Below are 14,658 nucleotides of genomic sequence, written 5' to 3'. Positions count from 1 at the left end.
CGGGCCCTCACCATACCCGTCAGCAGAAACACCCAGCCCGGACAAGCAGAAACGGCCCGCCAGCCAAGCTGACGAGCCGCCATGCAAGATCGAGGCTAGTAGCCGGAGATACGCCGGAACATCTAGTCGTCACGGCACGAACGGGGCTGCATCCGCATGCCGAGGCCCGCAGGCTGTGGGACAGATTCCGCGTTTCCCAGCCGCGGCGTGGTGAATGGTGCACGCTTCAGGTCGGAGCCCGTGAAGGGTGGATAGAAGTAGCCGGGCTCAGGTACGCCGAATCTGCTTCTGGGGGGGGAGTATTCGGTTCCCCCCCGAGAGATCGTCATGGGAGGTGATGAAATCAAGGATGTCGCGAGTTTCTTCTGTGCGATCGGCGAGGCTTTCCGTGGTCCAGGAGGGTATGTCGGACAGGGTTTTACCGAATTGAAAGAGTCCCTTGAGGGCTATCTGCAAGGCGCCTCGGTTCGGCTGATTTGGCGGGACATTTCCGTTGCGCGTTCCTCCTTGTCTGCGGCAATGAATCTTGCCGGCGGGCCAATCTCCAAATTCGATTTGATTCTTGAGATTCTGTCGCAGAATAATGTTGACGTCATTCCTGGATAGTACACGTGCCTACTAGGGGAATTTATCGGTCCTGGTCTGGCGCGTTGCCGTAGAAACTCACATTCGCAGATAAATGAACGGATATCGCCCCCCCGAAGGTGAGTAGCAAATAGAAGTGGCCCCATCGGATTGTTTCCGGTGGGGCCACTTGGCGGTTTGACGGCAGTAGTTGACGGCAACGTCAGCGGACGGGTGCTGCACAAAGCGGTGGGTCGTCGCCGTCGTCGGGGTTGGTGGCGGCCTCGGAGGGTTTGCCGAGGGTACGGCCGAGGAGGTCGATGGCTTGGCGCTGGAGGTGGAGGCGGACGTGTAATGGTGACGTCGGGTATTGGAACTGTCCGAATGCCTGCGTGCAGAGTTGGGTGGAGCGGGCTCACAGGTAGTCGAAGAAGCGGGTCCACCAGGTTGGTGGGTGCTCGGGTGGGTAGTAGGTGGCGAGATTGCTGGCGCCGTCGTATCGGGTCCAGAGCAGGTGCTCGGAGACCGCGATGTAGCCGAGCGCTTCCACTTCGTCCTTGATGCGGCGCCGGTCGGCGGTCTCGAAGAGGAGGTTCTCTTCTTCCTCGTCGTAGCTGCCAGGGTTCCCCAGCGTCACGGTGACGAGGGCGCCGAAGTTGCTGACACGGATGGCGATGTGGTCGCCGCTGGCCGTCGCCGTGGTGGGAATGACGATCGTCCCGTGGTGGCTGGCGTCCTGGACGCCTCGATCGACGGAGCAGGTGCACTGGAACCGTTGATTCAGCCTGGCTGCGAGCTGGTCGAATCGGGCCCGGGTCGCGGCGTGGTCGTAGTTCTGAGGGAACTCCATGTGGTCGGGATCGTCGAGGTCCCTCAGCAGAGCCCAGATGTGCTGGTCATCGAGGGGCATGATCATCGTCTCCGTGTTGGTGGGTGTGGTTGATGCGGTGGCTGACTTCGGCGGCGTAGTTGGTCCAGTCGCCGGCGGAGAGTCGCTGCCAGGTGACGGCGACGTCTGTGTGGATGCCGAGGGTGCGGGCGAGGATCGCGGCGGGGATCTCGGTGGCGAGTTGGAAGAGTGCGGTGCTGCGGGCCTGGTTGGGGTGGATTCCGAGGTTGTTGAGCCGTTGGGCCAGTTGTGTGGTGCTGATCGGGCGTCCGGGTTGGCCGCCGGGGAAGAGCCAGGGCGATGGCGTCAGTGCCCCGATGGTCGCGTGACCTTTGCGGTTCGCGGTGACGGCGCGGGCGAGCGCGGCTACTGGTTCGGGCAGCTGGATAGGGGCTTGGCCGAGGTGGAGGCGCACTCCTTGAGCGTCGGCTTCGACGTCCGTGGTGGTGAGGCGGCTGATCGCTGCGGGTCTTTGGGCGTAGAGGAGGAGAAGCAGTCCGGCGAGGCGGTCTTCGGCTTTGAGAGCGCCGTCGTGCAGGAGTCGGCGTGCGGTGTCCCATCGGTGCTGGTCGTCCAGGGGCTGGGTCGGGCCGCTCCAGCGGTGGGCGGGGGCGTGGATGGTGGTCAGCTTGTTGGTGCGGGCCCAGCGGATGAAGTGGCCGGCGGTCTTGCGGTAGGTGGCGGAGTCGTCGGTGAGCCAGCGGTCGAGGTCACTTTGTCCGCAGGTGGCCAGGGCAAGGTTGTGGGTGGAGAGCCAGCTCAGGAAGGCGACGGCCGCGTGGGTGCGCTGGCGGATGGAGTTGAACTGCTGCAGCGTGGCGGGTTGGCCGTTGTTCTTGGCGCGCAGTCGCCTGACGAGGTGTCGGGTCGTATAGCGGTGGAGGAGTCTGCGCTGGTCGGGGTCCTGTTGGGAGGTGATCAGGTCGGCGAGGAAGCGTTCGGTGCGGGCCATGTGTTCGTCGCGTTCGGGCAGGGCGCCGGCGCTGACGAGTACCTGACGCAGGTGCGCGAGGGGCTGGGTGTCGGGCAGTTCGTCGAGGGCTTGGTGGGTGAGTGGACGTCGGCCTGCGGCAAGGTCGGCGAGGACCGGGGCGACGGAGGGCTTGTTCAGCCAGCGCCTGGCGGTGATGGGGTATTCGGCGGTGGCGATGTTGTGCCGGAGGGCCTGGAGCCCGGGGTGGAGGGTCGCTGTTGGAGGCCCCAGCAGCTCGTTGAGGCGCTGGTTGATCAGGCAGCGGGCGCACTGGCCCGGGTGCGGATGGTCGGGATCGGTGCAGGTGGGGCAGGTGTGCCAGACCTCGGGGGCGGTGCAGTCGGCGCAGAGGGGTTCGGCGAGGGTCCCGGAGATCACCGCTGAGAGGCGGCCGCAGGCCGAGCAGGAGGCGGTGCGGCGTTGACAGGTAGGACACCAGGGGCGACCGGTGGTGCGGGAGGTGCCGCAGGGTCTGTTCTCGCCGCAGATGGAGCAGGTCGCGGTGCGCAGAGCGGGGCAGCTCGGGCAGATCGGACCGTCTGGCGTGTGGGTGTTCACCAGACGTAGGCGGCCGCAGTTGATGCGGGTTTCGAGGTTCGCGGGGTCGGTGATCAGGCAGTTCGGACACAGCGGTCGGCCCTGGTCGTCGCGGGTGGCGGGTTCACGGTGGGCCCCACAGCGCGAGCAGTCCTGGAGGCGGCTGTGGGCGATGCAGGTGCGGCAGACCCGCTGACCATCGAGTGGCTTGTCGATGCGGACGACTCTGCAGCAGCGGGGACAGGCGGGTTGGACGACTCCGGCGATGCCCGCGGTGTGCAGGAGGTCGATCAGCCGCAGAATGGCGCGAAGGGGTGCGAGGTGCCCGTCCCCGGTCAGCAGGCCGGGATCGGTTTCCAGGGCCCAGGCGAGTTTCTGCTGGTAGGAGGGGCGTGGTGCCGAGCGGCGGACCGCGTCGGCTATCGCCCCGCGATCGGCGGCCGGGTCCAGAGCGCTGACCAGCGTCTGGATGACCGTGATCGGATCCCGGTCGTCGAGGTCCGGACACATCTTGCAGCGCGGCCGCCCGGCGCGATCCCGCGTCGCGACACGCCGGGTGTTTCCGCAGGCGCCGCAGGGCTCGGGCTGCGGTCCGCAGATCCAGCAGTACCAGTCCTGCCCACGGCGCTGGAGGGTTCGCATCGACTTGCCGCAGTCGGCGCAACAGGGAGGCGAGATGTGCGAGGCGCCTGCCTCGCGGAGCGCGATGAGCAGGTCACCGACGGCCCGGGGCGCCGGCGAGCGGCCGTCGGTCAACACGCCGGGACGCCCAGCCAAGTGGGACGCGAGACGGCGGGCCTTCGCCCGGCCGCCCGCGATGCCGGTGACCACGGTGCGGATCTGCTCGGTCCCCAGCTGAGGTTCGATGGCCGCGACCAAGTCCACGATCGTTCCGATCGGATCGGAGACCGCCCGATCAGGGTGTCCCGTGGTAGTCACGGTCGCTCGACACCACGGATGCGGGCCCGCTTGGGCCGAAGATCACCAACACCGGCCTCGGCGCCGACTGCCTTCTTTGTTCGGCTGGTTGCTCCGGCACCGGCCGCGGCCACGGGTTCGATGAGGTCGTCCATGGTGCAGTCCAAGATGTCGAGCAGGGCCATGAGGATCCTCAGGCTGAGCCGTTCAGGGCGCTCGACGACGAGTCGGTAGACCTGACTGGAGGACAAGGTGATGCCGCGTTTGTCCAGCAGCGGGATGAGGTCGGTGGTGGAGAACAGCCCTCGGTCGGCCATGACCTTGCGCAGGTGCCAGTGGTAGTCGAGCTTGGCGGCCATCAGCGGTCCTTGTCTGCGGAGGTGGTCGGCGCGAGCACGGGCGCGAGCGCCTTATGGAGCATGGTGTTCATGAAGTCGTCGCTGACGTGGGTGTAGATGGCGGTCGAGCTGTCGTTCTCGTGACCGACCTGCTGCTGGATGAAGCGGCGGTCGACACCGTCCTCGGTGAGGTGGGTGACATAGGCGTGACGGGCGGAGTGGGCGACCAACTCCTTCGGGAGCTTCAGCGCGTCTCGATAGGCGACGAACCGGGCGTTGATCTCCGCCGGCTTGATCCGGCCACCCCGCTCGGTCACCCACAGCGCGGGGTGTTCCTCGCAGCCGAACCGCGGCTGGACGTTCTCGACGTAGTCGGCGACGGCCTCCACCACCCAGTCCATCACCGACAGCACGTTCCGACGCCTGGGCGGCTGACCCTTCTTCGCTTTGCCGTAACGGACGTTGAGCGTGCCGTACCGGCCGAACTGAGGAGCCGAGGCATTGCGGCCGAAGTCCACCAGATCAAGCTTGGCCGCCTCGGTGCGGCGCAGGCCCCACCCGTAGATGACCTTGAACAGGGTGGCATCCCGGTAGGCGGCGAGGGCTCCCTTGCGCTTCGCGCGCACCGCCCGGTCGACCTGGTCGTCGGCGTAGTCGAGGAACCGCTGGATCTCTTCCCGGGTGAACGGCCTCGCCTCCGGCTTGCCCTCGTAGTCGTTCAAGTGGGCGATGGTGTTCCACTCATGGCAGATCGCCACCGGATGGGTGCCGAAGGCGTCCTCGCAGGCCACCGCCCAGCCGTAGCGGCCATCGATCAGGAACTCGCTGAACAGCCGCAGACTGCCCTGGTAGCTGCGGATCGTGGACGGCGCCAGGTGCTTCTCGCTGGTCAACCACAGTGACCACTCGTCCACATGCCCCGGCGTCCAGGCCCACGGGTACTCGTTGGTGTGCTCCAGAAACCGGCGCACGAGCCGTTCCCGAGGCGTGACCGTGTCCTCGCGCAGCCCGCGGGCGGCCTGCTGGGCCCGCCAGCCCCGCAGCATCGCCTCGACCATCGCGTCCTGCGGACGCAGCTGGACCACCCCGGAGACCAGCTCCAGATGCGCCGCCCCTGCCAGGTCGGCACGTCGCTGAAGACCCACTTCCACCCTCCCTTCCAGAGGGCAAATCCTGCATCAGATGGGATCGGGCTGCCAAACTCCCAGCTCAGGCAGCCAAACTGAAGGAGAATCGAGCCCCCGTCAGACAGTGCTCTGACCTCGCAGCCTGCGGTTTCTCGCCCATCTGATGCAATTCCCGAGGGTTTGCGTAGACGGTGACGGTGACGCCGATGTGGGCGTGGCCGAGGAGTTCTTTGATGACGACGAGTTCGACGCCTTGTTCCAGGAGGAGGGTCGCGGTCGAGTGTCGAAGGTCGTGGAAGCGGATCTGGCGGAGTCCTGCGCGGTGGAGGAGCGCGTTGAAGTGCCGGGTGAGGGTGGCTGGTTCGATGGGGTGGCCGTCGGGTCGGGTGAAGACGTGGCCGCTATCCACCCAGCCCGCGCCGGCCTTCTCCTTCTCCTGGGCCTGCTGCTTCCTGTGGGCGCGAAGTGAGAGCAGGCAGGGGGCCGGGAGGGCGATGCGGCGTTCGGAGCTGACTGTCTTGGTGGGGAGGGTGGTGAGGCCGCCGGTGCGGGTGCGCTGGAGGGTGCGGCGGATGCTGGCGGTGCCGCTGCCCTGGTCAAGGTCTTCCCAGCGCAAGCCAAGGAGTTCGCCCTTGCGCAGCCCGGTGCGCAAGGGCGACGAACAGCGCGTGGAGGCGGTGGCCCTGGGCAGCGGTGAGGAGGGCGCGGGCGACGTTGCGCGGGATCTCCTCCTCCCTGACAGCGCGTTCCAGAGCGGACTTGAGCACGGAGTGGATGTAGGCGAGGGTCGGCGGGGAGAGCCGCTTGCCGCAGCACGTGCCGGTGGTGCAGCAGCGGGGCTGGTCGCAGGCGGAAGCGAGGCCGCAGGTGCAGCACTGGCAGGTGGTGCCGAGTTGTCCCCGCGAGATGGGTGCAATCCAGGGTCACGGTCCAGCAGTCAGCCCGGGCGAGGTTCAGGGTTCGTGTGTCTACAGCGTCGAGGGGACCGCCAGCAGGCGCCCGGAGTCGGAGGCGCGGCCGATGCGAGCTCCGATGTGCCGCAGGGTGGGTGGGGCCGGCGGGGCTGCCAACTGTGCGCAAAGATGGGCGATTTACGCAAGGGCGGGCAGGTGGAGGTGGGGTCGTCCGGGTGGGGGGCGTGGGCGGTGTGGCGGGTGCGACCTGGGGTGGAGGGGGTTACGTCGCGGGCAGGACGCGGTGGGGGTGGGGGCGGGCCTAGCGTGGCGGTATGTCGACAACTTCTCGGTGGCGGAATGCTGTTCTGCTCGCCGTGCCCATTGCCGTCCTGGTTTCGCTGGCCGGTCCGCAGGCCGCGCTGGCGGCTTCCCCGACGGTCGGAACGCTCTCGTTGAGTGCGGCGGCCGAGGTGCCACAGGTACCGCAGGTGCCCGCGCCGACGACGCGACGGGCGATCGGTGCCACGTCCGTCCACTTGGTGGACAAGGCCCGGCACGACCCCTGGCGGGCGGACGTCGCCAGCCGTGAACTGATGGCCACCCTCTGGTACCCGGCGCAGTCCGCGCGCGGGGAGCACGGGGAGCAACTGCCTTACGTCTCGCCAGAGGTGTCGTCCGCCCTGTTCGGCACTCCGGCTGTCAGCGAGGTGCGGACGGGCGTGAAGGCCCGTACGGTGCCCGCGCCCGGGCGGCACCCCGTGGTGGTGCTCTCCCCCGGTTACGGCTACAGCCGCACCTCGCTCACCGCCCTCGCCGAGGACCTCGCGGCCCGGGGCTACGTGGTGGCCGCGCTGGACCACACGTACGAGACGGTCGTGCAGTTCCCCGACGGGCGGGTGGAGACCTGCCTGATCTGCGATCAGGTGGACGACCGGCGGGCGGCCGAGGTCACCCGCAGTCGGGCGAAGGACATCAGTTTCCTGATCGACAAACTGACCGCGCCCGGGCCGGGGCTGGTCCGCGGGTTGCAGGTCGACCGCTCCCGGATCGGCGCGGCCGGCCACTCGATCGGCGGCGCGAGCGCCGTCGAGGCGATGAGCGAGGACCGGCGGATCCGCGCCGCCGCCAACCTGGACGGCGACTTCTTCGCCCCGCTGCCCGCCGACGGCCTCGCCCGCCCGGTGCTGCTGCTCGGCGCCCAGCGGCACGCCGGCACGCCCGCGACGGCCAACTGGGACGAGACCTGGCAGCACCTGACCGGCTGGAAGAGCTGGCTGGACCTGCCGGAGGCCGGCCACCTGTCGTTCTGCGACATGCACTGGCTGGTGGACTCCCTCGGCGTCCGTGACCAGCTGCCGCCCGACACCACCCCGGAGCAGTACGGCACCATCAAGGGCGACCGCGCGCTCGCCGCCACCCGGGCGTACCTCGGCGCGTTCTTCGACCGGCACCTGCTCAACCGCCCGAGCCGACTGCTGGACGGGCCCTCGACGGCCTTCCCGGAGGTTCGCTTCGCCAAGTAGCAAGTGGCGATTAGCGAGTGGCAAATGGCGGGTGGCGGGTGGGCCGCAAACCGCGCGGCGGGCCGGGGCACCCGATCAGGTGATTCGGCCGCCGCAGGGCCGTGACCTGCGGCGAATCGGGGCAGTCCTCCGGCGCAGCCGCCATCCGCGGCGGTTCCCCGGACACTCTGGAGTGACGACATGCGACGGATCAGCAAGGCGCTCGGCGCGGTGGCCCTGGCCGCGGTGGTGGCAGTGGCGGTGCCCGGCTCGGCCCAGGCGGCCACCGGTCAGCTCCGGGTCGGCTTCAGGTCCTACAACAACCCCTCGGGTTGCTACGGCAGCGACATCTGGCCCCTCATCGTCGAGAACCGCACCGACAAGTCCGCCCAGGTCTACGACCAGCCGGGCTGCGCGGGGTCCGTCATCGCTGTAGTACCGCCGGGCGAGAGCGGGACGTTCGAATTCGGCGCGAGCGTGAAAATCGACTGACCCTTCCGGACACGCAACGAGGCCGGTCGACCCGACGTGATGCCGGGTCGACCGGCCTCCTCGGTTCGCTCCCGTCGTCACCGGGGCGGCGACATCATGACGTGTTCATGCGAATGGGCCGATACGCAGGTGGATCGCAGGGGAACTGTCTGCGGAGTCCCGTCCCCCACCCAGGAGGTCCCCTCATGAAACGACTGCTCCTCGCCGCCGGCATGGCCACCGCCGTCCTGAGCCTGACCGGTGTCGGCGCCGCCGGCGCGGCCGACGGGGCCGACGGGGGCGTGCACGGCGCCCCGGGCAAGCGGGTCGGTGGAGTGATCCGGTGCGATGAGGTGAGCAGCGAGCCGCCGAACGTGTTCGGCCGCTCCTGCGACAGCACCACCTGGGGCCCGCTGAGCGACTTCGTCGTCATGGACCGGACGACGCGCGCGGCGTACCAGTGTCAGACCGGCTGGGCCGAGGGCTCCCTGTGGGTGAACGGCCAGAACTGCCGCCCCATCCCCGCCTGATCGGCGGTCGGCTCCGGATGTCGGCGCGATCGACACCCAGTCGCCACTGTGGAACCAGAACGGCCGGTCGGCTGTCGAGTCGACCGGCCGTTCTGCTGCGGCGAATCGGCACAATCCTTTGACCAGCAGCGATCCACCCGAGCGCCAGGCCAGCAGCGATCTACCCGAGCCCTGGACCAGCAGCGATCCACCACCGCACCGGATCAGCCGCCCAGGGCGTCCTTCAGCCAGGGGGCGATCACGGCCATCGCCTCGCCGAAGCGCGAGATGGCGCAGTGGCCGGTGTCCGGGATCAGTTCGACCCGGGTGTCCCGGCGGCCCTGGAACACCAGGGTGTCGTCCAGGGGGACGTGGACGTCCTCGGTGCCGTTGACCACCAGCATCGGCCCGTTGGCGTCCTGGTCCAGCAGCGGGCGCAGGTCGAAGGCCGCGAAGGCCGCGTCGAGCTCGGCCCTGCTCGGCACGGCGTCGAAGCCCAGGGCGTTGCCGACGATGCCGTCCATGCCGAAGGCGAAGCCGCGACCGGGAGCGAAGGAGCGCTCCACCGGGCCGCCGAGCACCACGGAGGCGTCCACCGATCCCGTCAGTCCGGTCCGGGCGGAGTAGTAGCCGCCCATCGAGATGCCGAAGTGGCCGACCTTCCCGTTGCCGGCCGCGCGGGCGAAGGAGACCAGTCCGGCGATCACCTCGGCCCCGCCGTCCGGGGTCATCGGCAGGTGGGCGGTCTCGCCGGTGCCGGGGAGGTCGAACAGCAGCAGCCGCGCCGGCAGGGTGAACGCGAGCTGCTCCCACATGCCGTGCAGGTCGGTCTTCCAGGAGTCCACGCCGCCGCTGGCCAGCACGACCGGCGCGTCGGCGGGCAGGCCGGGGGCGGCCATCAGGTGGATCGGCAGGGTGGCGTCGCCGCCGCGGTACGGGACGGTGAGCGTGCGGCGCTCGAACTGCACCGGGAAGTCGGGGGCGGCGAGGACGTACTGCTCGACCTGGCGGGCGAGCGCGGTGCACTTCGGCTCGTCGGCGAGCGAGGGGAACTTGGCCCAACCGTACGCCTGCGCGGCCAGGCGGTGGCGCCCGGCCTCGGCGTGCCGGGCGGCGAGGGCGGACCACTCGTACACCCAGCTGCCGGGCCGGTCGGGCCACATCTCGGTGACGGCGGCGCGGACCGCGTCCACCTCGTCGGCGGGGAGGCCGAGGGTCATCTGCGGGTAGCGCTCGACGAACAGGTCCTGCGGGTCCAGGGGCCAGGTGAAGGACATAGTGGTGCCTCCTGCTGCGCTTAAAGCCGGGACGCTTGCATTAGCGACTATGCGCCCGAGCGGCGCCTAATGCAAGCACTCTTGCGTTAATGTGGTGGCCGAGGTGATCGACACATGACCGAAGAAGGGCCGGAGCCGACGCCGGAGCCGATCCGCCGCCGCCCGGGCGGCCGTGCCGCGCGCGTCCGCCAGGCCGTCCTGGCCGCCGCCACGGAGGTGCTGGCCGAGGAGGGCATCGACCGGCTCAGCATCGCCGGGGTCGCGGCCCGCGCAGGGGTCAACGAGACCACGGTGTACCGGCGTTGGGGCAGTCGGGAGAAGCTCGTGCTGGACGCCCTGCTCACCGGCAGCAACGAAGGCGTCCCCGTCCCCGACACCGGAGCCGTCCGCACCGACCTGGCCGCCTTCGCCCGCGCGCTGGCCGAGTACCTCGCCACCCCGACCGGCCGTTCCGTCGCCCGGGCGGCCGCACTCAGCTCCGACGACCCCGACCTCGCCGAAGCCTGGCAGACCTTCTGGCAGTCCCGCCTCGACCAGGCCGGCGTCATCGTCAGCCGGGCCGTCGAACGCGGGGAACTCCCGACGGACACCGACACGGCCCTGGCACTGGAACTGCTCTGCGCCCCGCTCCAGACCCGCTGCCTGCTCGGCCACCGCCCGATCGAGCCGGATCTGCCGGAGCGCTTGACGGACATGGTGCTGGACGGCCTGCGGGGAGGAACCAAGGGCTGACCCTCAGCCGCCGGGAGCCGGCCCCGCCGGGGCAGCGCCATCCCCGAGGGCCCCACGAAACCACGAGGAGGCCCCCCGGGCCTCCGGACAGCGAAGAGGCCGGTCGATCCGACGTCATGTCGGCTCGACCGGCCTCTTCATGGTCCGACGACCTGTGACTCGTCCGCTGCCGCATGCGGATCGACCCATCGCTGAGCCGTGAGGTCCTGGGCGAGGTCCGGCCCGCGGTGAAGTCGACAGAGCAATCGTCAATCTCCAACGGCAGTGGATACGGCGGTTCGAGCGTGGCGCCCCGCAGTCCCGTACTCGACGGTACGGCGGATGTCCAGGTCGGCAGGCGTGCCCCAAGTGAGGCCCTCAGCAGGAGCCGGGTGACGGTTCGGCGGTGCCGCAGCGACCGTGGCTCACACAAGGCATCAAGGCCCGGGACAGACAGGGTTCAATCCTGTGAGGTCAGCAAGTCGAATGCGCCTCGGATGATGGCCTGGCCTTTCAGCGCCATGGCGACCTTGTCAGGGGCTGTACCGGCGTCCGAGACCATCAGGCTGGTGACCAGAGTGCGGTCGTCGCTCGTGTGTGCCAGGTAGTTCAGCGTGATGACGCCGGGTTCGCTGCCGCCTTTGTACCAGACGGTCGGGAATCGGGACGGGGCCAGATTCAGTCCGTCGTCGTTAAGGGTGAGTGCGTGCTCGATCTCGGGCTGGTCGAACCGCCACAGCGCCGCGTAGGCGTTGCAGATGTCGATCGGTGAGGCGAACCATTCGATCTGGTCGATCTTCCTCGGCTGGGGCCAGGTCTCGCGAACGTCAGGCAGGGGGAGTCGTTCAAGCTCCCGCAGCGCGGCGGAGCGGTGCTGTTCGGGCAGTGCCAGGTACTCGTCCGCGCGGGCCGGGTACTGGTTGGCCTTGAGTTGGAAGAACGCCTTGGTGGTCAGGCACGGAATGTTCGCTCGGGGCTGCTGGTGGCCGAACAGGTCCATTTGGTGCGCCACCGCGTCATGGCCGAGCCGGTGGATGAGGTGGTCGGTCGCGGTGTTGTCGCTGAGGGAGATCATGCAGTCGGCGGACTCGGCCATCGTGACCGCGGTGCCGGCCGGGTAGTCCTGCAGCCGGCCCGAGGGCAGGCTCTTGTGGTCATCGCGGATGACCAGCGATTCGTCCCAGGACGCTCGTTGTTCGCTGACGGCCTGCGCGAGCGCGCCCAGCACATACAGTTTGAACGCCGAGCCGATCGGCCGCTGGGTGTCGGCGCGTACACCGTGCACCAGCTCGCAGCGCCCATCCGGGCCGATCCGCGATGCGGCGAACGACACGCGGGCTCCCAACTCGGCCAGCATGTCGTCGACTTGGGTCCACGACGAGAGCGGCGCCTCGTCGGGAGTGAGGCTCACATCATTCACCAGGCCCGAGGGAGCCACACACACCCGTAGAAGGTAGTCGCCGTCACGGCCGCTGACCGCCGCCTGCACGTGATCCCGACCCGACTCGACGATCTTGTTCAGGGTGAGCGGACCCAGTTGGTGCAGCACTGCGTTGAAAGCGTTCGGACCGCCGCTGGCAGCCAGGAGTGGCGCAGCTATGTGGTCGTGGATCTCGGTGTCCGTCATCGGCACCCGGGCCGAGGCGTCCACAAGCCAGCCCACCTGGGCCTGGGCGGTCGGCGGTGGCGCGTCCGTACCGGGATTTTCGATCATTTTTGCCCCCTCCGCAGGGTAAGGGCCGAGGGAGGCGGTCCCGCTCTCGGCGATTGATTCAACTCTGGTGCTGCGAACCATACTTGTTCACGCGAGACCACGGGTTCCGGGAACCTGCTGGTGGATGGTCTCCACCGCGTTGACGTCGAAGACGAGCCCCTGGCCGCCGGGCCGGTGCATCGCCAGGCCGGGCCGGGTTGCCGCCGATGTCGCCGATCTTCATATCAGCCCGCTGTCCGCGAGTGTCACACGCTTGTCGTCCCACCCTGATCACCCGGTGACGCCGTCGATTCCCCGCGCAGGGTGGTTCTTCCGGAAACGCTCCCTTCGACAGCGCCCCCTCCGACAAGGTCCCCTCCCGGGAATTCGCCGACCGCGCTGTCCTGCGCAGCAGAGGGTTATCTGATCTTCGTCAGCGTCGATGTCGCGGGGAAGGACGTGGCGGCCCGGAGGTTCACCGTCTTCAACGTGTCGCCGATGAGCGTCCACTGGAAAGCGATCGAGGACATCACCTACCCCGGCAGGCTCCGCGACGACCTCCAGCGATTCGGCCGCGACCCCCTTCCGCTTCGCCCGGCCCCTGTCACCGCTCACCTGCCAACACCCGTCCCTCACCGGCCCAGGCACGTCGGCCTCACGGTTGGACGGCCGCCCGAAGACCCGGACGCAGCAGGGGAATGGGCGTTCGGTCGATGCCGCTGCGTCATCCGGGTGGACGGCGGGCGGTGTTCGGATCTCGGTGTGCCGCGGCGCGGGCTCCCTGGAGGTAGGGATGGTCTGCGCTGCCGGGTGGCAGCGGTTCGAAGAACCATGAACGGAGTGCTGGCCACAGATGATCAGGAAGCGCAAGGAACGGACCGGTGGCATGATCGCGCTGCCGCAGGCACCCGCCGCCTGCCCCGCAGGCGGGCTGTCGAAGAACGGACAGCGGGGGTGGGTGCGGGTCGGTGCCGCGCTGTCGCTGGGCGGCGTGCTGACCGCCGGGGCGATCGCGCCGACGCCCGCCCAGGCGACACCCCGGCAGAACCAACAGGTCACCGACTTCTCGACGCCGGGTGACAGCTCGTACGTGATCACGCCGAACGTCACCTCCCTGCAGATCGAGGCATGGGGCGCGGGTGGCGGCGGCGCGGGCGGCGGCGGCGGGGCCGGTGGCGGCGGAGGAGGAGGCGGGGGTGGTACCGGCCTGTCCATCACCACCCGCACCGACGGCGGCGACGGGGGCCGCGGCGGCAATGCCGGGGGCGGCGGCGGGGGTGGGGCCGGCGGGGGCGGCGCCTACACCAAGTGCGTGTTCCCGCTGGACGAGACCCAGCCCCTCACCGTGACGGTGCACGTCGGATCCGGGCGGGTCGCCGCACGTGACGGCGCCGGCGGCCCCGGTGGGACGGGAGGCACCGGGGGGACAGAGGGAACCAACAACCTCGGCGTCAACGGCGGCAACGGCACTACCGGCGCCGGCGGCACGCAAGGCGTCTTCGGCGGGGACGGCGGCGAGTCACGCGTGTTCTTCCGGGGAGGTGTTCCGCCTCACACCCTGGAACTGGCGTTCGCCGGCCCTGGCGGCGGCGGCCACCAGGGCACCGGAGGGCGGCCCGGCGGCGCGGGCGGCGGCGGTGGTGGAGGCAGCATCCTGACCAGTTCGAACGGCACACCCGGCGCGAGCGGCGCCAACGGCAACGGTGGGACGGGCGGGACGGGCGGAGCACCCGCCACCCGGCCGGGAGCAGTGTGCCCCGAGGGTTCCGCGACGACGTTCTTCGGCGGCACCGCCGGTGGCGGCGGCACGGACGGCACGGGCGGAAACAACAGGGTGACAACCGGCGCGGGCGGGCCGGGCAGCACGGCCGGCGGGGTGCCGACCGGCCCCGCCGCTCCGGTACCGGGAGTCGGTATCGGCGGTAACGGCGGCACCGGCGGGACCGGCACCACCGGTGGATCAGCAGGTGCCGGTGGAACCTCCGGCATCGACCCCACAAAGGGTGGCGCCGCCGCGGCCGCCGGTGCGGGCGTGGCAGGCGCGGCGGGCGGCAACGGCTTCGTCAGGATCACCGCGATCCTGAGCTAGGACCGCGACAGGCCCACCGGTCCCGCACCGCGACGATCGCGCCGCGATGCGGACCCGGTTCCGGCACCCCGGGGTGGGGGGGGGGGGGGGGGGGGGGGGGGGGGGGGGGGGGGGGGAGAGGGACGGGGGGCGCGCGGGGGAGGGCCGGGGGGGCCCCTGCGCTC

General features: G+C 69.7%; 12 protein-coding genes and 1 pseudogene. 6 read left to right on the top strand and 7 right to left on the bottom strand.

The window, feature by feature from the left end:
- Positions 1-327 precede the first annotated feature (327 nt).
- The gene (locus AC07BF_RS26780) at positions 328-606 is read left to right on the top strand and encodes a barstar family protein (RefSeq protein ID WP_478334021.1); all 279 of its coding nucleotides are present in this window, start codon (positions 328-330) and stop codon (positions 604-606) included.
- Between the two features lie 373 nt (positions 607-979).
- Here the strand turns inward: AC07BF_RS26780 and AC07BF_RS26775 are convergent, their stop codons facing one another.
- The 5 genes and pseudogenes from AC07BF_RS26775 to AC07BF_RS26755 form a co-directional block, all read right to left on the bottom strand.
- Positions 980-1,474, bottom strand: a complete 495-nt coding sequence (locus AC07BF_RS26775; protein ID WP_363580310.1) for a hypothetical protein — start codon at positions 1,472-1,474, stop codon at positions 980-982.
- Entirely contained in the window at positions 1,461-3,848 is a 2,388-nt protein-coding gene (locus AC07BF_RS26770) for a site-specific integrase (protein ID WP_363627984.1), read from the bottom strand. The genes AC07BF_RS26775 and AC07BF_RS26770 overlap by 14 nt, the downstream gene beginning before the upstream one ends.
- 50 nt (positions 3,849-3,898) lie before the next feature.
- The gene (locus AC07BF_RS26765) at positions 3,899-4,240 is read right to left on the bottom strand and encodes a helix-turn-helix domain-containing protein (RefSeq protein ID WP_363580306.1); all 342 of its coding nucleotides are present in this window, start codon (positions 4,238-4,240) and stop codon (positions 3,899-3,901) included.
- Positions 4,240-5,364 carry a tyrosine-type recombinase/integrase gene (locus AC07BF_RS26760; protein ID WP_478334020.1) on the bottom strand — a complete coding sequence of 375 codons (1,125 nt, stop codon included), beginning with the start codon at positions 5,362-5,364 and terminating at the stop codon, positions 4,240-4,242. The genes AC07BF_RS26765 and AC07BF_RS26760 overlap by 1 nt, the downstream gene beginning before the upstream one ends.
- A gap of 64 nt (positions 5,365-5,428) precedes the next feature.
- Positions 5,429-6,242, bottom strand: a pseudogene (locus tag AC07BF_RS26755) (site-specific integrase); the annotation flags it as partial.
- Positions 6,243-6,574: 332 nt separating this feature from the next.
- Here AC07BF_RS26755 and AC07BF_RS26750 point away from each other — a divergent pair.
- The 3 genes from AC07BF_RS26750 (at position 6,575) to AC07BF_RS26740 (ending at position 8,745) form a co-directional block, all read left to right on the top strand.
- A complete protein-coding gene (locus AC07BF_RS26750; RefSeq protein WP_478334019.1) occupies positions 6,575-7,765 on the top strand; it encodes an alpha/beta hydrolase family protein in 1,191 nt (396 codons plus the stop codon).
- A gap of 180 nt (positions 7,766-7,945) precedes the next feature.
- On the top strand, positions 7,946-8,236 hold the full coding sequence (locus AC07BF_RS26745) for a hypothetical protein (protein ID WP_400807371.1): 291 nt from the start codon (positions 7,946-7,948) through the stop codon (positions 8,234-8,236).
- 185 nt (positions 8,237-8,421) lie between these two features.
- Positions 8,422-8,745, top strand: coding sequence for a hypothetical protein (locus tag AC07BF_RS26740; RefSeq protein WP_363589160.1), 324 nt, complete (start codon positions 8,422-8,424; stop codon positions 8,743-8,745).
- Between the two features lie 203 nt (positions 8,746-8,948).
- Here the strand turns inward: AC07BF_RS26740 and AC07BF_RS26735 are convergent, their stop codons facing one another.
- Positions 8,949-10,001 carry an alpha/beta fold hydrolase gene (locus AC07BF_RS26735; protein WP_478334018.1) on the bottom strand — a complete coding sequence of 351 codons (1,053 nt, stop codon included), beginning with the start codon at positions 9,999-10,001 and terminating at the stop codon, positions 8,949-8,951.
- A gap of 114 nt (positions 10,002-10,115) precedes the next feature.
- Between AC07BF_RS26735 and AC07BF_RS26730 the strand changes: the two genes are divergently transcribed.
- Entirely contained in the window at positions 10,116-10,733 is a 618-nt protein-coding gene (locus tag AC07BF_RS26730; RefSeq protein WP_478334017.1) for a TetR/AcrR family transcriptional regulator, read from the top strand.
- Between the two features lie 439 nt (positions 10,734-11,172).
- On the opposite strand, the gene AC07BF_RS26725 is transcribed toward AC07BF_RS26730, so the two are convergent.
- Positions 11,173-12,426: a serine hydrolase gene (locus AC07BF_RS26725; protein WP_478334016.1), complete on the bottom strand. Its 1,254-nt coding sequence runs from the start codon at positions 12,424-12,426 to the stop codon at positions 11,173-11,175.
- Between the two features lie 832 nt (positions 12,427-13,258).
- On the opposite strand from AC07BF_RS26725, the gene AC07BF_RS26720 reads away from it, so the two are divergent.
- Entirely contained in the window at positions 13,259-14,494 is a 1,236-nt protein-coding gene (locus AC07BF_RS26720) for a hypothetical protein (RefSeq protein ID WP_478334015.1), read from the top strand.
- Positions 14,495-14,658: the final 164 nt, after the last annotated feature.

It is taken from the genome of Kitasatospora sp. NPDC043950, assembly GCF_056435345.1.
The sequence above is the reverse complement of the archived record's forward strand: the minus strand, read 5'-3'. Positions and strand labels throughout refer to the sequence as shown.